Origin of the sequence: Paramylibacter kogurei (assembly GCF_002742285.1) — a bacterium.
GTDB lineage: Bacteria > Pseudomonadota > Alphaproteobacteria > Rhodobacterales > Rhodobacteraceae > Amylibacter > Amylibacter kogurei.
In genome coordinates, this window is the sequence record NZ_MDGM01000014.1 from 91301 (window position 1) to 110408 (window position 19108).

18 protein-coding genes are annotated in these 19108 nt (G+C 48.6%); 11 read left to right on the plus strand and 7 right to left on the minus strand.

What is annotated here, in order from left to right:
* The first annotated feature begins 44 nt into the window (after nt 1-44).
* A complete protein-coding gene (locus tag BFP76_RS13115; protein ID WP_099594401.1) occupies nt 45-899 on the plus strand; it encodes an aminoglycoside phosphotransferase family protein in 855 nt (284 codons plus the stop codon).
* Here the strand turns inward: BFP76_RS13115 and ubiB are convergent.
* Both ubiB and ubiE read right to left on the minus strand, forming a co-directional pair.
* Complete coding sequence (gene ubiB, locus BFP76_RS13120) at nt 885-2414, minus strand: 2-polyprenylphenol 6-hydroxylase (protein ID WP_099594402.1); 1530 nt, start codon at nt 2412-2414, stop codon at nt 885-887. The genes BFP76_RS13115 and ubiB overlap by 15 nt on opposite strands.
* Nucleotides 2415-3164 carry a bifunctional demethylmenaquinone methyltransferase/2-methoxy-6-polyprenyl-1,4-benzoquinol methylase UbiE gene (ubiE, locus tag BFP76_RS13125; RefSeq protein WP_099594403.1) on the minus strand — a complete coding sequence of 250 codons (750 nt, stop codon included), beginning with the start codon at nt 3162-3164 and terminating at the stop codon, nt 2415-2417.
* An 86-nt stretch (nt 3165-3250) separates the two neighbouring features.
* On the opposite strand from ubiE, the gene mutM reads away from it, so the two are divergent.
* From mutM to gyrB, 9 genes are all read left to right on the plus strand, one after another.
* The gene (gene mutM, locus BFP76_RS13130; protein WP_099594404.1) at nt 3251-4120 is read left to right on the plus strand and encodes a bifunctional DNA-formamidopyrimidine glycosylase/DNA-(apurinic or apyrimidinic site) lyase; all 870 of its coding nucleotides are present in this window, start codon (nt 3251-3253) and stop codon (nt 4118-4120) included.
* A gap of 101 nt (nt 4121-4221) precedes the next feature.
* Nucleotides 4222-4488 carry a 30S ribosomal protein S20 gene (rpsT, locus tag BFP76_RS13135; protein ID WP_099594405.1) on the plus strand — a complete coding sequence of 89 codons (267 nt, stop codon included), beginning with the start codon at nt 4222-4224 and terminating at the stop codon, nt 4486-4488.
* 400 nt (nt 4489-4888) lie between these two features.
* Nucleotides 4889-5323 carry a rhodanese-like domain-containing protein gene (locus BFP76_RS13140; protein ID WP_099594406.1) on the plus strand — a complete coding sequence of 145 codons (435 nt, stop codon included), beginning with the start codon at nt 4889-4891 and terminating at the stop codon, nt 5321-5323.
* A gap of 24 nt (nt 5324-5347) precedes the next feature.
* Nucleotides 5348-6712, plus strand: coding sequence for a chromosomal replication initiator protein DnaA (gene dnaA, locus BFP76_RS13145; protein WP_099594407.1), 1365 nt, complete (start codon nt 5348-5350; stop codon nt 6710-6712).
* A 157-nt stretch (nt 6713-6869) separates the two neighbouring features.
* Nucleotides 6870-7988, plus strand: coding sequence for a DNA polymerase III subunit beta (dnaN, locus tag BFP76_RS13150; RefSeq protein ID WP_099594408.1), 1119 nt, complete (start codon nt 6870-6872; stop codon nt 7986-7988).
* A gap of 3 nt (nt 7989-7991) precedes the next feature.
* Nucleotides 7992-9098 carry a DNA replication/repair protein RecF gene (recF, locus tag BFP76_RS13155; protein ID WP_099594409.1) on the plus strand — a complete coding sequence of 369 codons (1107 nt, stop codon included), beginning with the start codon at nt 7992-7994 and terminating at the stop codon, nt 9096-9098.
* Between the two features lie 15 nt (nt 9099-9113).
* On the plus strand, nt 9114-9542 hold the full coding sequence (locus tag BFP76_RS13160) for a VOC family protein (protein ID WP_099594410.1): 429 nt from the start codon (nt 9114-9116) through the stop codon (nt 9540-9542).
* The gene (locus BFP76_RS13165) at nt 9539-10159 is read left to right on the plus strand and encodes a LysE family translocator (RefSeq protein WP_099594411.1); all 621 of its coding nucleotides are present in this window, start codon (nt 9539-9541) and stop codon (nt 10157-10159) included. Before BFP76_RS13160 ends, BFP76_RS13165 begins: the two co-directional genes overlap by 4 nt.
* Before the next feature lie 78 nt (nt 10160-10237).
* On the plus strand, nt 10238-12655 hold the full coding sequence (gene gyrB, locus BFP76_RS13170; RefSeq protein ID WP_099594412.1) for a DNA topoisomerase (ATP-hydrolyzing) subunit B: 2418 nt from the start codon (nt 10238-10240) through the stop codon (nt 12653-12655).
* Between the two features lie 162 nt (nt 12656-12817).
* On the opposite strand, the gene arsB is transcribed toward gyrB, so the two are convergent.
* Nucleotides 12818-13837, minus strand: a complete 1020-nt coding sequence (gene arsB / locus BFP76_RS13175; protein WP_099594578.1) for an ACR3 family arsenite efflux transporter — start codon at nt 13835-13837, stop codon at nt 12818-12820.
* A 294-nt stretch (nt 13838-14131) separates the two neighbouring features.
* Between arsB and BFP76_RS13185 the strand changes: the two genes are divergently transcribed.
* Nucleotides 14132-14968 carry an NAD-dependent epimerase/dehydratase family protein gene (locus BFP76_RS13185; protein WP_099594414.1) on the plus strand — a complete coding sequence of 279 codons (837 nt, stop codon included), beginning with the start codon at nt 14132-14134 and terminating at the stop codon, nt 14966-14968.
* Here BFP76_RS13185 and BFP76_RS13190 read toward each other — a convergent pair.
* From BFP76_RS13190 to BFP76_RS13205, 4 genes are read right to left on the minus strand one after another with little or no spacing between them, the layout of a single operon-like run.
* Entirely contained in the window at nt 14965-16134 is a 1170-nt protein-coding gene (locus BFP76_RS13190) for a cytochrome P450 (RefSeq protein ID WP_099594415.1), read from the minus strand. The two genes, BFP76_RS13185 and BFP76_RS13190, sit on opposite strands and share 4 nt — an antisense overlap.
* Before the next feature lie 3 nt (nt 16135-16137).
* Nucleotides 16138-17496: a TRAP transporter large permease gene (locus BFP76_RS13195; protein WP_099594416.1), complete on the minus strand. Its 1359-nt coding sequence runs from the start codon at nt 17494-17496 to the stop codon at nt 16138-16140.
* Between the two features lies 1 nt (nt 17497).
* Complete coding sequence (locus BFP76_RS13200) at nt 17498-18004, minus strand: TRAP transporter small permease (protein ID WP_099594417.1); 507 nt, start codon at nt 18002-18004, stop codon at nt 17498-17500.
* On the minus strand, nt 18005-19039 hold the full coding sequence (locus BFP76_RS13205) for a TRAP transporter substrate-binding protein (protein WP_099594418.1): 1035 nt from the start codon (nt 19037-19039) through the stop codon (nt 18005-18007).
* Between the last annotated feature and the right edge of the window lie 69 nt (nt 19040-19108).

Here is a 19108-nt window from a genome sequence, read left to right on the forward strand (position 1 = left end):
GCAACCCGCTTGTCGTTGGCGTGGAACGCTTTTACAAGCGAGGCATGGAAAATGCCGTTGAAATTTTGGACAAGTTTTTAACCCAGCAAGGTGTAATCAACGCGGGTATGGAATGGCGGGTACAATCGGGTGGGCGCACCAATCATGTCTGGCATTTGCGCGGGGCGGGGTGTGAACTGGTTTGTAAATTGTATGATCATACTCAGGACAATCCATTGTTCGCCAATTCTCCAGTGGCGGAATTTGCGTGTTTACAGCATCTGGATGGGCTTGGCGTTGCGCCGCGCCCGTTTGGGTTTGTTGAAACACCACTGGGACAGGTGTTGTTGTACCACTATGTCAAAGGTGACATATGGGCACGTGATGCACAGCATGTCGCGCAATTGTTGGGACGCATTCACAAAGTGAAACCACCAAACGGTTTGCGCCAAATCGCAGGGGATGTGGATGCCATTGTTGCGCAAACATTTGGCATTTTGGAACGGCTGGACAAAGCCACGGCAAGTGGATTGATCGCTAAACAACCCCACATTCACGCTGTTGAAAATGTGCCGGTGTGTTTCATTCACACGGATGTTGTTCCGGGAAATTTGATCGAGGGGAAAAATGGATTATGCCTGATTGATTGGCAATGTCCGGCGTTGGGTGATCCCATTGTGGATATGGCCATGTTTTTGTCACCTGCGATGCATCATATTTATGGTGAACATGCGCTGAGCATTGAAGAACAGACGGCATTCTTGGCGGGGTTCAGTGATACGCAGGTTGCGCGATATCATCACCTATCACCGCTGTATCACTGGCGCATGGCTGCGTATTGCACATGGCGTGCGCAATGTGGCGATGAGGGTTATGGGGATGCGGCAACTGCGGAATTGGCTGCGTTAGAATTGATGTAAAACCCACGCCGCAAGCACCGCTGATGCACCACCTGCCAAGAACAAAGACAATTGCGATCTTTTGCTTGGCTTTACTGGTTTTGGATCGGATTGAGTGTTGCGCATTAAGATGTCTTCTACAATCTCAGGAAGGCGCGGGCCAAAACGAGACAGAACCCGTGCAGTTTTTGCGAAGTCTTTCGCCATTGCGCGTGGGCCGAGGTGATCCTTGATATAGTTTTCCACCTCGGGGCGGGCAACTGTCCAGATATTGAGGTCTGGATCCAACGATCGTGCCACGCCTTCGACAACCACCATCGTGCGTTGCAGCAAAATCAATTCGGTGCGCGTTTCCATACCAAAACGTTCTGTGACATCAAATAGGTGCGATAACAGTTTCGCCATAGAAATCTGTTCCGCACCTTGGCCAAATATGGGTTCACCAACAGAACGCAAGGCTTGCGCAAATGCATCCACGTCTTGGTCTGCGGGAACATATCCTGCTTCGAAATGGACTTCGGCGACGCGTTTGTAATCCTTGCGAATGAAACCCATTAGGATTTCTGCGTAAACGCGGCGAGTATATTCATCAATGCGCCCCATGATGCCAAAATCAAGCGCGATCAGATCACCATTGGGGGCAAGTTTCAGATTCCCTTGATGCATGTCTGCATGAAAAAAACCATCGCGTAGCGCATGGCGCAAAAACATTTGGATGATGCGCGCGCCGAATTCTTTGAGATCAACACCGGATGCTTGCATCGCTGGCAGATTGCCAACGGATATCCCATCAGCCCAATCAAGGGTCATTACAGTGCGCCCAGATTGATCCCAATTGACAGATGGTACATGAAAGCCATCGTCATTTTCGGTATTGGCGGAAAATTCGGCGGCGGCCGATGCCTCCATGCGCAAATCAAGTTCACCTTCGACCACGGAATCAAAATGTTCGATCACGGCCTTGGGGCGTAGGCGGCGCGAAGCAGGAGAGAGCAATTCAACCATGCCAGCACCGAAATAAAATGCATCTATATCGCGGCGAAACGCGCGTTCCACATCGGGGCGCAACACCTTGACCGCGACGCGTTGACCGCTGGTTGCTAAAACGGCGTCATGCACCTGAGCAATGGAAGCCGCGGCAATTGGTTCGGAAAAGCTGGTGTATATATCGCCCAACTTTGAACCAAGTTCGTGTTCGATTTCAGCAATTGCCGCAGATTGAGCAAAGGGTGGCAAGCTGTCTTGTAACACTTTTAGCTCGTCGGCCATTTCAATACCCACCACATCTGGGCGGGTGGACATCAATTGCCCAAATTTGATGTATGCAGGGCCAAGTGCCGTAATGGCACGCAGCATCGGGGGTTGGCTTGGATCGCCACGCAAACCCAATGGTTTGAACGGCCAGCCAAGTACCCGTGCAGCAATACGAACACTTGGCGGTACATCGAGTTTTTCCAACACGATTTTCATCGCACCAGTACGTTCAAACGTAGCACCTGTGCGGATCAGGCGCCAAATATTATGCGGGCCGCGCATTTAAATTTTCCACCCAGAATGCAAACAGGCAATGCCCAACGATAGATTTCGATATTTTGCATTTTCAAACCCACCATCACGGATCATTTGTAAAAATGTATCTTGGTCGGGAAATTGACGAATGCTTTCAACCAAATATTGATAGCTGTCCGCATCATTGGCAATGATTTTACCCATCGGGGGGATGATATTAAACGAATAACGATCATAGGCCCATTGCATTGCAGGATTTGGGATTTGGCTAAATTCCAGCACCATTAAGCGCCCACCAGGTTTAAGAACACGATAAGCCTCGTTAATTGCCTCTTGTGGGCGGGTGACGTTGCGAATGCCAAAGCTGATTGTGTATACATCGAATGTATTGTCATCGAACGGCAAATCCATCGCATCACCACAAACCCAATCCAGACGATCGGCCATATCGGCGGCCTCGGCACGGGTGCGGCCAGCGTCCAACATGCCTTGGGTCATATCAAAAACGGTGGCATGTGCGTTGGGTGCACGTTTTAGGAACCGAAACGAAATATCGCCTGTACCGCCGGCAACATCCAACAGTTTTTGTCCATTCCGTGGGGCCAGCCAATCCATCATCGCATTTTTCCAAAGACGATGAATGCCCAGTGACATTGCATCGTTCATCACATCATATTTTGATGCGACATTTGAAAACACGCCATGCACCATGCCGGCCTTTTCGGATTCATCCACAGTTTTGAAACCAAAATGCGTTGTGTTTTTTGAGGCTGTCATAATGAACTTTCTCTTATCGTCTGTGTCGTCTTTATATAATGCGTTTCATAAGATAAACATGCGTCACCTCAGCCCAAGGAAAAACAGTGCCCGAATTACCAGAAGTCGAAACCGTGCGCCGTGGATTGGAACCAGCAATGGTGGGGCGTGTAATTGCGCGCGCTGATATTCGCCGTCCCAATTTGCGCTGGGCATTTCCCGAAAACATGGCCGCGCGTTTAACGGGAAAACGTGTGGAACGATTGCGCCGACGTTCAAAATATATCCTGTGCGATTTGGACAGTGGGGAAACACTGCTGATTCATCTGGGTATGTCAGGACGCATGACCATTGCACCACTTGATGGTGTGGCGGGCGATATATTGGGAGATTTTCACCATTTGCATCCTGCGCCCGCAAAACACGATCATGTGGTTTTGGATATGGATGATGGCACACGCATTACATTTAATGATGCCCGTCGATTTGGTGCGATGGATTTGTTGGATACAAAAACCGCCGAGAATCACAAACTGTTGGCCAGCATTGGCCCCGAACCATTGGGGAATCATTTTGACGGTGATTATCTGGCCGCACGTTTGAAATCCAAAAACACACCGATCAAAACGGCATTGTTAGATCAAAACATTGTTGCAGGGCTTGGCAATATATATGTGTGTGAAACATTGTGGCGCACGGGCATCGCGCCAATGCGCAAAGCGGGGACGCTATCAAAGAAACGTGTGGAAAGCTTGGTGCCCGCGATTCGTGATGTTCTGAGCGAAGCGATTGCCGCTGGTGGTTCCAGTTTACAAGATCACCGCCAAACCAATGGAGAGCTTGGTTATTTTCAACATTCCTTTGCGGTTTATGGGCGCGAAGGTGAACCGTGCCAGAATGATGGCTGTGGCCATAGTATTAAACGTATTGTACAGTCAGGGCGATCTAGTTTTTACTGTCCAAAATGCCAAAGCTAGGCCATTCAATAAAAAAGAGTCATTGGAGAGTTGACTCTGTTTCTTTTCGCGCCTAGAAGGCCGCTTCATCTTTCGTAATCCGACAAGATCAGGAAATTCACATGGCCAACACGGCACAATCAAAAAAACGCGCACGCCAAGCAGAGCGTCGCACCGAAGTAAACAAAGCACGTCGTTCGCGCATTCGCACGTTTTTGCGTAAAGTCGAAGAGGCGATCACTGGCGGTGACCAAAAGGTTGCTCAGGAAGCTTTGAAAGCAGCACAACCAGAAATCATGCGTGGCGTGACCAAAGGTGTGATGCACAAGAACACAGCATCGCGTAAAATTTCGCGTTTGTCTGCACGTGTAAAAGGTTTGGGTGCATAAGCAACCGATCCCAACTACGTCATGTAGTTGATTGACACGATAGAATTTGGAACGAGACCTTTGGGTCTCGTTTTTTTTATGACAGTTTTGTGAATGTTCCGTTTTTGGACCCGTTGCCCGACTCAGTCTCGATGGTCTAGGTTGCGGTACTCGTCATATTTACCGCCTGTTAATATGGCCCCAATGAAAATTTTACACATGCAAGTGACCCTCGTCGAGCGTCGCTGCGTAAGCCGTGTGCAAATTAAAATTTCCTTAAAATTCAATTAATTATGCCTTTTCAACACAGTTCCGATTCTTTGCACTGTCAACAGATAAGAGTCGTTGAAATGTGTTTTGGTTCAAGGCTAGTTTCGCTGAGTGATTCAATTTCAAGCTTAGCGAGGGAGCATTTAAAAAAATGGCAAATATTGAAAATGTTGACCCAGCTGAAACATGGAATGGACTTCAAAATGACGATACTGCCGTATTGGTTGACGTGCGAACACGTGCCGAATGGGGCTTTGTCGGAATTCCTGATTTATCCGAATTGAATCGCCAACCATTCCTTATCGAATGGAAAGAATATCCGATGATGAACACAAACGAAGCGTTCGCATCGGAGTTGTTGGAAAAACTGGATGGCGCTGCGCCGTCCAAGATATATTTCTTGTGTCGTTCAGGTGCCCGTTCAATGGCGGCTGCCAATCTGATGAGCGAAATTTTCGCAACACAAGGACAAACAACACAATGTATCAATGTGGCCGAAGGATTTGAGGGTGATCTTGATTCCGATGGGCATCGAGGAAATATGAACGGCTGGAAAGCACGGGGGTTGGACTGGCGCCAATCCTAGGGTCTGACAGAAATTTGGGGTAATATGGGAACTGACATTTGGGGAAAGATCCAAACCAAACTCAACCAAGAGTTTGGGCAGGATGCTTATACGAATTGGATAAAGCCGCTTACGCTTGTGTCAACGGATGCACGCGTTGCTGTTTTGCAGGCGCCAACAGCGTTTATTGGCAATTGGGTTGCACGTAATTACGGTGATCGCATTGTTGCGTTGTTTGCAGGCGAAGGATTGGCCGTTGATCGGTTGGAGTTCAAAACCGGTGCCATCAATCGCACCGTTGCAGAAAATAATGCGACACCAGTTGTCACAAAAACCCAAATCCCATCGATAAGCCGCAACAAAACCGGTTTACCTGGCGCCAAACTTGATTCGCGTTGTACGTTTGAAACCTTTGTTGTGGGTAAACCAAATGAACTGGCCCACGCCGCCGCACGTCGTGTCGCCGAAGGTGGCCCAGTGAGCTTTAACCCATTGTTCCTTTATGGTGGGGTTGGCTTGGGTAAAACCCATTTGATGCACGCAATTGCTTGGGAAATTCAGGAACGCAACCCAGAGGCAAAGGTTTTGTACCTCTCTGCGGAACAGTTCATGTATAAATTCGTCCAAGCCCTGCGTTTCAAAGACACAATTAGTTTCAAAGAAATGTTTCGATCCGTCGATGTGTTGATGGTTGATGATGTGCAATTCATCGCTGGCAAAGATTCCACGCAAGATGAATTTTTCCACACGTTCAATGCATTGATTGATCAGAACAAGCAAATCATCCTCTCCGCTGATCGCGCCCCTGGTGAAATCGAAGGTTTAGAAGAACGCATTAAATCGCGGCTTCAATGGGGATTGTGTGTGGATTTGCATCCAACGGATTACGAATTGCGTTTGGGTATTTTGCAATCAAAGGCGGAACAACAAGCGGTGTTGAACCCGAATGTGGAAATTGCCGACGGTGTGTTGGAATTTGTCGCACATCGCGTATCATCCAATGTGCGTGTGTTGGAAGGCGCGTTAATTCGTTTGTTCGCGTTTGGATCTTTGGTTGGGCGGCAGGTGACGTTGGATATGGCAACGGAATGTTTGGCGGATATTCTGCGTGCATCCGATAAAAAAGTTACAGTTGATGAAATCATCCGCAAGGTTACGGATCACTACAATATCCGCATGACCGATATGTTGTCCCCACGTCGTGCGCGCTCGGTCGCGCGTCCACGTCAAATGGCGATGTATTTGGCGAAAAAGCTAACAAGCAAGAGCCTACCTGAAATTGGGCGTCGATTTGGTGGGCGCGATCACACGACGGTTATACATGCGGTGAAAAAGATCGAAGAACTTCGTTCCGTTGACAACCAAATCGCCGAAGATTTGGAGCTGTTGCGTCGAATGCTAGAGGCTTAATTTCCATCAATTTTCGAATTCATAACGGCGCTGCACTTTGTGGCGCTGTTTTCTTTTGCATGATACCTTTGCAACACGCGCAAAAATATGCAAATACACTTGCAACAAATGGGGAATTGCGACAGGTTAAACAGCCACGCAAACAGGAGATTTTTTCATGAAAGTCAGCATCGAACGCAGCGCATTGCTGAAAGCCATGTCACAGGCACAATCTGTTGTGGAACGCCGCAACACTATTCCAATTTTGGCAAATGTTCTGATCGAGGCTGAAGGCAACGATATTTCATTTCGCGCGACTGATCTAGATATCGAAGTGGTGGACAAAGTTTCTGGCATGGTTGAACGCGCTGGTGCGACAACGGTTGGTGCGCACACGTTGCATGAAATTGTACGCAAATTGCCAGATGGTGCGATGGTGGAATTATCCGACGATGGCACATCTGGGCGCCTTGATGTGATTGCAGGGCGATCAAACTTTTCACTGGCAACATTGCCCCGCGAAGATTTTCCCGTGATGGCAACATCTGAATATGCGTGTAATTTTGCGGCTCCTGCTGCGGTGTTGCGTCGTCTGTTCGACAAATCAAAATTTGCAATTTCGACCGAAGAAACCCGTTATTATTTGAACGGTGTGTATATGCATGCATCCGATGGTGATAATGGCAAAGTATTGCGTTGCGTTGCCACCGATGGTCACCGTTTGGCGCGCATTGATGCGCCATTGCCCGATGGTGCCGCCGATTTGCCAGGTGTGATTGTACCGCGCAAAACTGTTGGCGAGATGCGCAAATTGTTGGAAGATGACGATATGGAAATTGCCGTATCTGTGTCTGAAACCAAAATTCGTTTTGCAACGCCAGAAATCACACTGACATCCAAAGTTATCGATGGTTCATTCCCCGATTACACCCGTGTTATTCCACAGGGCAACACACGCCGCATGGAAGTGGATGCAGCAGAATTTGCACAGGCTGTTGACCGTGTATCAACTGTGTCATCCGAACGTTCACGCGCGGTGAAACTCACAATGGAAGAGGATCGTTTGGTTCTGTCCGTAAACGCCCCTGACAGTGGTGCCGCCGAAGAAGAAGTCGTGGTGGCATATGGTGATGAGCGTTTGGAAATTGGTTTCAATGCGAAATACCTGTTGGAAATCGCGGGCCAAGTTGATCGCGAAAACGCGGTGTTTATGTTTAATTCAAGTGGCGATCCGACCTTGATGCGCGAAGGCAATGACGAAAGCGCGGTCTATGTTGTGATGCCGATGCGAGTCTAACGCTTGGCGCATCTTGCGGTTCGTCAACTTACGCTTTCGCATTTTCGATCGCATAAACGGGCAGTCATCGAAACCGATGGCCGCCCGATTGCCATTTATGGCCCCAATGGCGCAGGCAAAACAAATATCCTAGAGGCAATTTCGATGTTGTCGCCCGGGCGTGGATTGCGCCGTGCGAAAACAGCGGAACTTGCGCGTGTACCTGAAACTGTAGGGTGGAAGGTCAGCGCAATACTGGAAAGCCTTGGTCATACGCATGAACTTGAAACATCATTCACGGGTGATGGATCGCGAACTGTTTTGATCGACGGAAAAGCGGCACCACAAATCGCATTGGGCCGATTGGCGCGGGTTGTTTGGCTGGTACCTGTCATGGATCGGCTGTGGGTCGAAGGTGCGGATGGGCGACGTCGGTTTTTGGATCGTCTTGCCATGAGCTTTGAGCCATCACACGGCGAACAAACCTTGGTTTATGAACGCTCGATGCGGGAACGGAATCGGATGTTAAAGGATGGGATCACTGATCCATCTTGGTACGGTGCGGTTGAATCGCAAATGGCGGATGCCGGTGCGATGATTGCACAAAATCGATTGCAGACCATCGCACGAATTTCGGCGGCTCAGGCAATCGCCACCACCAGTTTTCCCGCGGCATCACTGACACTTGTGAATGCAGATAATTCAGAAATTATAGAAACAGCAGACCAATTGCGCGATGCATTTGCGGATGGGCGCAGACGCGATATGCAGGCGGGGCGTACATTGGTCGGACCCCATCGTGATGATTTAAACGCAATTTATGCAACCAAAGACGTTCCCGCCGCACAATGTTCCACTGGTGAGCAAAAAGCGTTGCTGGTTAGTTTGATATTATCCAATGCGCGTGCATTAGCCCAAGATTTCGGGGCTGCACCAATTATCCTGCTTGATGAGGTGGGCGCACATTTGGATGCGGACCGCCGCGCTGCGCTTTACGACGAGATATGTGCATTGGGTGCACAGGCATGGATGACGGGCACAGGTGCGGAATTGTTTGACTCTTTGGGAAATAGGGCGAAATATCTGATGGTAGATGACGGCGCAACCAGCGCCATTCACCCCATACCCTAGAGAAAGGCCAAGATAATGACACCGCAACGGATATCGATGGTGACGCTGGCCGTAAAAAATTTGAAAAAATCGCGGAAGTTTTACAAGAAAATTGGCTTTGAAGAAGCAGAAGGCGGCAACGATCAAATTGCCTTTTACAAATTGGGCGGTCAGTTTTTTTCATTGTATTCCCGTGACGCCCTGACCAAAGATTTGTGCATGCCTGTGCATGGCCGATCAACGGGGGGTATTTCGCTTGCAACCAATTATTCATCCCGTGAAGAAGTTGATGCCGCATATGCACGTGCCGTAAAGGCGGGCGCAATCATTGTCACCGAACCAACAGAGGTTTTTTGGGGCGGGTATTCTGGTAATTACGCTGACCCTGATGGGCATCTTTGGGAAGTTGCCCATAATCCTTTTTGGACGTTGGATGAAAACGGTGATGTGATAGGCGACGCATGAGTATTACGATAACGCAGCTCGCGCTTTATGCGGGCGCACTGTTTGTTTTGTTTATCACCCCAGGCCCCGTTTGGGTTGCGATGATTGCGCGATCGGTTTCGGGCGGGTTTAAATCCGCTGTTCCACTAGCATTTGGTGTCGCACTTGGCGATGTTATCTGGCCATTTTTGGCATTATTTGGCGTGGCCTATCTGGTATCAATCTATGCTGATGCCATGATTGTTTTGCGCTATTTCGCGGCACTACTATTATGTGTAATGGGTGGCGCGCTGGTGCGGTGGCCAAACAAGGTTCTTAGCTCTGATATGCGATTAACCTCGCCAGGTGCCTTAGCCGGGTTTTTGGCCGGGCTCGCCGCCGTGATTGCGAACCCCAAGGCTATGTTGTTTTACATGACGCTCTTGCCCAGCTTTTTCGATTTCACCCAAATCACCAAATGGGACATGGTTGCGGTCTGTGTCGCGTCATTTGTCGTACCGTTGCTTGGCAATCTGACACTTGCCATGTTTGTGGATCGTATTCGCAAGTTTTTAGCGTCACCAGAGGCCGTGAGTCGCACCAATATTGGTGCAGGGATCGCATTGATATTGGTCGGCGTGGTGATCGCGTTGACCTAACGCAAAATCTTGTGTCATTTGCGTGACAAGCCTGTTCGAAACTGCTATATTTTGCGCAAATAGAGACGGGAAAAACAAATGTCCGAAGAGCAGTTAAATCCAGAAGAATATGGCGCGAATTCTATTAAGGTTCTCAAGGGGTTAGAGGCCGTTCGCAAACGTCCAGGTATGTATATTGGTGATACCGATGACGGGTCTGGATTGCACCATATGGTTTATGAGGTGGTCGATAATGGTATCGACGAAGCCTTGGCCAAACATGCGGATTTTGTTTCTGTCACAATCCACGAAGATGAAAGCGTTTCTGTCCGTGATAACGGGCGCGGAATTCCTGTGGGTATTCACGAAGAAGAAGGCGTTTCCGCCGCCGAAGTTATCATGACACAGCTTCACGCTGGTGGTAAATTCGACAGCAATTCTTACAAAGTGTCGGGCGGTTTGCACGGCGTTGGTGTTTCGGTTGTGAATGCGCTGTCTGATTGGTTGGAATTAAAAATTTGGCGTGATGGCAAGGTACATATCGCACGATTTGAACATGGCGATACCGTCAAACATCTAGAAGTGATTGGTGATGCCAACGGCGAAACGGGAACTGAGGTGCGTTTCATGGCCTCTACCCAAACATTTTCCAACCGAGAATATTCATTCAAAACCTTGGAAAACCGTTTGCGTGAATTGGCGTTTTTGAATTCTGGTGTGCGCATTATTTTGCGCGATGAACGCCCCAGTGAATCCTTGGAAACAGAATTGTATTACGAGGGCGGCGTTAAGGAATTCGTACGCTTCCTTGATCGATCCAAATCCGCAGTGATCGAAGACCCGATTTATGTTGTTGGCGAAAAAGATGACATCACGGTCGAGGTCGCGATGTGGTGGAACGATAGCTACCATGAAAATGTTCTGCCGTTCACAAATAACATCCCGCAACGCGATGGCGGCACACATATCGCCGGATTCCGTGGTGCGTTAACGCGCACAATTAACAACTATGCCGCGTCATCTGGTATCGCCAAAAAGGAAAAGGTTTCCTTTACGGGTGATGATGCGCGCGAAGGTTTAACATGCGTGTTGTCGGTCAAGGTTCCCGATCCAAAGTTCAGTTCACAAACCAAAGACAAATTGGTGTCATCAGAGGTGCGCCCAGTTGTTGAAAGTTTGATGAACGAAAAGCTGTCCGAATGGTTTGAAGAAAACCCAGCCAACGCCAAAGAAATCGTTTCAAAAATTATCGAGGCGGCATTAGCGCGAGAAGCGGCGCGTAAAGCACGCGATCTCACACGGCGCAAAACCGCGTTTGGTGGCACATCATTGCCAGGTAAATTGGCCGATTGTCAGGAGCGCGATCCCGCAAAATCAGAACTGTTCATTGTGGAGGGTGACTCTGCTGGTGGTTCCGCAAAACAGGGGCGTTCGCGTGAAAACCAAGCGGTGTTACCTTTGCGTGGTAAAATTTTGAATATTGAACGTGCACGTTTTGATAAAATGCTGTCGTCCGAACAAATCACCAACCTGATCACGGCGATGGGTACGGGCATCGGGCGTGATGAATTTGATATTACAAAATTGCGCTATCATAAAATCGTTATCATGACAGATGCGGATGTTGACGGTGCACATATCCGCACACTCTTGCTCACATTCTTTTTCCGCCAAATGCCAGAACTGATTGATGGTGGTTATCTCTATATTGCGCAACCCCCGCTTTACAAAGTGGCGCGTGGTAAATCAGAGGTTTACCTCAAAGACCAAACTGCGCTTGACGATTTCTTGATCGAACAGGGTGTTGATGGTGCTTCTTTAACGCTCGAAGACGGAAGTGTTATCACAGGTGCCGACTTGGCACGAGTGGTGGATGAGGCGCGAAATGCGCAATTCATTTTGAACGCATACCCAACCCATTATGATCGGGAAATTTTGGAACAAGCCGCCATTTCAGGCGCATTCGTCGAAGGCCGCATTGATGCAGATATCCAAGGCGTTGCCGATGGGGTTGCTAATCGTTTGGACAAAGTCAGCCTTGAATATGAAAAAGGTTGGGCAGGGCGCCAAACCCAAGATCATGGTATTCGTCTAAGCCGTATTTTACGCGGTGTCGAAGAAAGCCATACTTTGGATGGTAAATGCATGCGTTCAGGTGAATCACGCCGCATGGGCGGGATGACAAATGCATTGCAGGAAATCTATGGTGGTCGTGCAAAGTTAAGCCGCAAAGATAAATCGGTTGATATCCACGGCCCACTTGGCCTGTTGCGGATCATTCTCGAAGAGGGTGAAAAGGGGCTTAGCCTGCAACGCTACAAGGGGTTGGGTGAAATGAACCCAGATCAATTGTGGGAAACCACATTGGACCCAGAAGCCCGCACATTGTTGCAAGTAAAAGTCGAAGACTTGGCCGACGCAGATGATCTATTTACAAAATTGATGGGTGATGTGGTGGAACCACGCCGCGAATTCATCCAGCAAAATGCGCTATCAGTGGAAAATCTAGATTTTTAAATTTGTGTGTAAGAGCCAACTTCCCATGACAAAGTGAACAAGACCTGTCCTTGAACGCCGCATTTGACATCATCTGGGATGGCCAGATTGCTGCTTCGCATATTCTGACAGGTTCGTCAGATTAAATTGAGGTGTGCCGCGTCGCAACTGCCATAAACATTGTTAACCGGGGTGCCCTGCAAATCGATTGCGCGTGCGGTTTGCAAACGCAACAAGTGACAGCATTACAGGCACTTCGACCAAAACGCCAACGACAGTTGCAAGGGCAGCACCAGAGTGCAGCCCGAACAAACTGATTGCAACCGCAACGGCAAGTTCGAAAAAATTGGATGTTCCGATCATTGCACAGGGTGCGGCGATGCGATGAGGGATTTTCAACATGAATGCGGCGCCATATGCGATGGCAAAAATTCCATAGCTTTGAATAATAATCGGAACCGCGATCAATGCGATGACGAGAGGTCGGTTTAAAATCACCTGACCTTGTAATCCGAACAAGATCATAACAGTGGCAATTAATCCGATGATCGACCAAGGCTTGATCTTTGCGCTGAATTGATCAATTGCCTGTTGTGATCCTAGCAAGCGTCGCGTGAGCAACCCCGCCCCAAGCGGAAGTACAACATAAAGGATTGTCGCAAGAACAAGTGTGCCCCACGGGACAACGATATCGGTAACACCCAACAACAGCGCAACAATTGGGGCAAATGCAATCACCATGATCAGATCATTCACCGATACTTGCACCAAAGTGTAGGTGGCGTCGCCACGGGTTAACTGTGACCAGACAAAAACCATTGCGGTACAGGGTGCCGCGCCCAACAATATCAAACCAGCCGTATATTGTGCCGCATCTTCTGGTGAAATGAACGGGGCAAACACATATTCGAAAAATAGTACCGCAAGAAAGGCCATGCTAAACGGTTTGATTAACCAATTGACGACCAATGTTATCAACAAACCTTTGGGCTGGCGTGCTATGCCGGAAACGGCGCCAAAATCCACGCTCACCATCATTGGATAAACCATCGCCCAGATTAAAACCGCGACGACCAGATTAATGGATGCCACTTCGGCAGATGCGATTGCATTGACCAACGCGGGCGAGGCTACGCCAATCGCGATGCCAGTGACCATCGCAAGTGCAACCCACAAGGTTAAATAGCGTTCAAACAAACCCATCTGGTTTTCGGATGTTTCGATTGTATTGGTCACGGGTAATCCTTTGGCGCGGTTCTTGATCTCAATATCCATCAGGCACTGCGATTGTAAAGTTTTGATATTGCAATCGATTATGATGATTGTTCAATTCTTGCACCGCCATGTATTTCGTTGCACTACAGAGCAGCGATTTGCGCGGGTGCATTGAATTGAACAAACAGCTTTCACAGCCAATGGAAATGTGGTTTTCCTGTTGTAAACCAAACATGGCCGCGAAATTATTTTGTGTCTTGTTGCGAAATTGAGAGGAAGCAAATGAAGAAGATTGTTTTAACAGGTGCAGCAGGGCGACTGGGGTCATACCTGCGCGAACCACTGGCAAATATGTGTGAAACATTGATCAGTAGCGATTTGGTTGATGACATTGGCAAATTGTATGATGGCGAAAAATATGTTCGTGCAGATTTGGCAAGCCTTTCGGACATGAATGATTTGTTAGCGGATGCCGATATGGTGGTTCATTTTGGTGCAATCGGAGACGAAGCACCGTTTGATGCCATCCTGCAATCCAATATTGTGGGTGCGTATAACGTGTGGGAAGCAGCATATCAAAATGGCGTGCGCCGCGTGGTTTATGCCAGCTCTGTTCATGCAGTTGGCATGCATAAGTCCAACGATGGAATCGGTATTGATGCGCCACATCGCCCCGATACATATTATGGTTTGGCAAAATGTTTCGCAGAAGATTTAGCGAGCCTTTATTGGGATAAACGCGGGGTAGAATCCGTATGTATGCGGATTTTCTCTTGTGCCAAAGTTACCAATCCACGTGCGGTTGGGACATGGTTGTCATATGACGATTTGATCCATTTGGTGGAACGCGCGATCACCACCCCTGTGACAGGGTTCAGCGTTGTATATGGTATTTCAAACAATGATCGTGCACCCGTGGACAACACAAAGGCGACATTTTTGGGATACCGTCCCAAGGATAATGCGGAACAATTTGCCAAAGAAATCTATGCCAATTCTGATCCGCTTGATCCCAATGATTTGGCACATCAATGTATCGGCGGCCCCTTTGCCACAGTCGAACTTGGCAATAGCGGTGTTGCGAGCTTGAACATCGTTGATGATGCGAAAAAAACTTAACCTAGTTTTATTGGCAAGCTGATAGGCCCGCGAAATCCAAATCCGCGAAATGGAACGTCACCTGCCAATTGCATATTCGGGAAACGTTCAAATAAAATGGGCAACATAACTTGTCCGATTTGACGACGGGCCACATGCGTGCCTTGGCAAAAATGTGGGCCGTTGCCAAATGATTGGTGCTGGTTTTTGTCGCGAAATACGTTGAACAGATGTCCATCAGTCACGAAATCTTCGTCGTGATTGGCCGATGCTTGGATCGTCATCACGGTGTCACCTTTAGGGATATCAAGACCGCGGATTTGCGTATCGGTCATCACCAAACGCGAGCTAACCTGTATCGGGGCAACCCAACGAATTGCCTCTTCAAATGCATCATTCCAACGCTGATTTTTAACGACGTCATGTTGTTGTTCTGGATTTGACAACAACCCATAAAGAACCGTCATCAATGCATCGCGTGGTTCGTTGATCCCACCACCGATTGCGATTTTGATGTTTGATCGAATTTGGCTCAGCGGAAGCGGGTCTTCGGCGTTAAGCATGACGGATAGCGCCGATGGGCCTTGTTCAGATTTATGAAACGCATCCATTTCCAATAATTCGGCGTCAATTTCATCATTCACCGTTTCGCAATTGGCAAACAGATCATCGCGCCAACCAAAATTGCCCGCCCCATCAATCAGGGTTTGTGACCAGCGCTGCATGTCATCGTCGCTTGCATTGGGTATGCCCAACAAGTGGGATAAACACTGTGCTGCAAACGGGCCGGCGAGGTCGCGAAAAAATTCAACTGTTTCGCCTTTGGGTAATGCATCCACATATTCATGTGCGATTTTTTCATAGAGCGGCATCCAGACATCACGAATATTTCGGGCAGAAAACGCAGGTGCCATTGCGCCGCGTTCGCGTGCGTGTTCTGCGCCATCTTTGCGCATCAACGTATGTGCGCGAAATGCACGTTCCATTGGTGTGTTTGGATCGTTGCTTGAATAAAGTTCGGGATCGTCTTTTACCGCCTTTGTGTCAATTGCTTTGGTCAAAAATGTACGCCCAACAGATTTAACCCGCAAAACGGGGCTTTCTTTGCGCAGGCGCGCATAGATTGGATAGGGGTCAAGCGTTAACGCATCGATTGTGATTGTATCGTCAAGTGGTGCGAGTGCCATATGCTAACCTCCGCTTAGATATGCTGGGAGCCAGAGCGTGAGCGCGGGGAATGCAATCAGTAAAACCACACGCACGATTTCCGCCATGAAAAACGGCATCACGCCTTTGAATGTTTCGATCATGGGAACGTCTTTGGCCATCGCGGATATCACAAACACATTCATTCCAACGGGTGGTGTAATCAGGCCAAGTTCGACCACAATGAGCGCAAGAATACCAAACCAGATTTTCAAATCTTCCGTTGTCATTCCATAACCTGCATTGGCGGCATCAACGTAATCACCACCATTGATTTCAACCAAAACCGGCCAGAAAAACGGGATCGCAAGCAGGATCATTGATAAGCTGTCCATTAAACAGCCCAACACAATGAGCGCGACCAAAAGAATGATCATTATTGTCATGGGGGTTAGGCCAGAATTCGCCATCCATTCGGCCATTGCCTGTGGAACGCCGCCGCGTGACATAAAGATTTTCAACATCTCTGCACCCAACAGGATCAGATAAATCATGCCTGTGGTGCGTGCAGTTTCAAGCAATGCATCACGCAGTTCTGGGATTTTAACAAACCCGCGAAGCATGCCGTAAATCCAAACTAGGAATACACCGATCGCGGCGGCGGGGGTTGGGTTGAAATACCCAAAATAAATGCCACCGATCACCAGGCCAAAAATGGTCAGAACCGGGATCAAGTTTACAGTCGCGGATATGAATTCAGCGCGATCGGGCCGATCACCAGCGGGGCCTGATTCTGGGTTGATCATGACATAGATCAGGATGGTGATCAGGAACAGAACAACCGCAATCAAACCAGGGATCATTGCGGCCATGAACATGGTGACGATATTTGCTTCGACGATCACCGCATAGATCACCAGCACAATTGATGGTGGGATCAAAATGCCAAGCACACCACCAGCGGCCAAAGTCCCCGTGGATAATGCACCTGAATAATTCAATCGACGTAATTCGGGCAATGCGACTTGGCCCATTGTGGATGCGGTCGCAAGTGATGACCCACAGACCGATCCAAAACCAGCACAAGCAGCAATCGCGGACATGGCAACCCCACCCGGTGCCCAGCCCAGCCAAGCATTTGCGGCGCGAAACAAATCACGGGATAATCCAGCCTTTGATGCGATATTCCCCATCAACACGAACATCGGAACGACCGACAAGTCATAGATCGAAAACTGACCATAGGCCAAGGTTTTCAACTGGCTGAAAAAGATTGCTGGGCCATTTAGGATCGTGACACCAATACCGCCGACCAAGATCATTGAGAGCGCAATTGGCATACGAATGGCGATCAAGCCTATTAAAACAAATAGACCTGCGAAACCGATCAATAATGCATCCATGTTAGCGCCCCAATGTGCGGTTTGCGGCATTGCGCAAGGTTATCAAACTGGCACAAACCCAAAGTGCCAAAGACATCAATATTGGGATAAACGCCCACCAATGGGGCACCAATAAAATCGTCGTGGTGTAATCATATTCTTTTTGGTTCAACATCCCTGCGTACATGCGCCAAATCAACAAACAGGCAAACGCAAACGCAACGATGGAGGCCAGCAATTCAAACCGTGCAATCCAAACAGGGGATGCGTTCGATGTGAAAATATCCGCCGTAACGTGTGAACCCGTGATTTGGCAATATGGCAGAAACGCAAATGCGGCAATTGCCACACCCATTTGGGTCATTTCAAAATCACCAGCAAAGGGTGCGCCAAACATGCTTCCGATGACGGAATAGGCGTTCATCAATACAACGAGCAATAACACCACGCCACCGGCCAAGGCCCAGCCTTGGATGAACCGTGCGACAGGGCCCATAGGCCCCGTCGTTTCATTTACAGCTTCTGACATTTACTGTTGGTGTTTTGCGATTGCTGCGCGTGCAGCGTCAACCAGTGCGGCACCATCGATACCTTTGGCCGAAACCTCTTCGACCCAGCGATCAACAACGGGTGACAATGCAGCGTTCATCGCATCGGTTTCTTCTTGTGTCAGGGTGATGTGTTCGTTCCCTGCTTTCACAGCCAAGCCAATACCAAATTCATCGGATGCACGCCAAATATCGCCAACCTGAGCGATCCATGCTTCGTCAGATGCATCGCGGAATGCCTTTTGCACATCTTCTGGCAAACTGTTCCAACGATCCGCGTTCATGGATACTTGGAATGTTGTTGTACCAAAACGTACCTTATCCGCACCTTCAATTTGATACTTGGTTTGTTCTTGGATTTTAAGTGGTGGAATAATTTCCCAAGGGATAAATGCACCATCCACGACCTTTTTGGCCAAGGCTTGTGGCAATGCAGGCACGGGCATCCCAACAGGAGCGGCGCCCAATGCCTCGATGATCCAAGCACCTGTACGTGTTGGAATACGCATTTTCAGGCCCGCAAAATCCTCTGGCTTGCGTGTCTCTTTATCCACCATATGGATGCCTTGACCAGCATGCACATGCAAGAACATGACTTCGACACCTTTATATTCTTGTTTCAGATCGCTTTCGAACAGATCGTGCATGGCAAGGTTGGTGGCAACCGTATCGTTTGTATAAACTGTTGGAAGTTCAAAAACCTCTGTACGTGGGAAAAGGCCAGGTGTGTAACCATTTACCGTCCACACAATGTCCACCACGCCATCGCGTGCCTGTTGGATCAATTCTGGTGGTTTCCCACCCAATGACATTGCTGGGTAAATGTCGATCTTAACTTTGCCACCAGAATTTGCGGCAACTTTCTCTGCCCAAGGCACCAACATCTGCGTATGTGCAGGGGCCTTTTCGCTGAGCAAGTGGTGAAGTTTAAATGTATGTTCCTGTGCAAAGCTACCAGTCGCCCAAAGAGCACTAATAGCGCTAACTGCAACTGCAGTGATTTTATTGAATTTCATGATTTCCTCCCAAATCGCGATAAAAAACAGGTTATGAAGCGATTAATCATCTAACAATCCGATTATTTC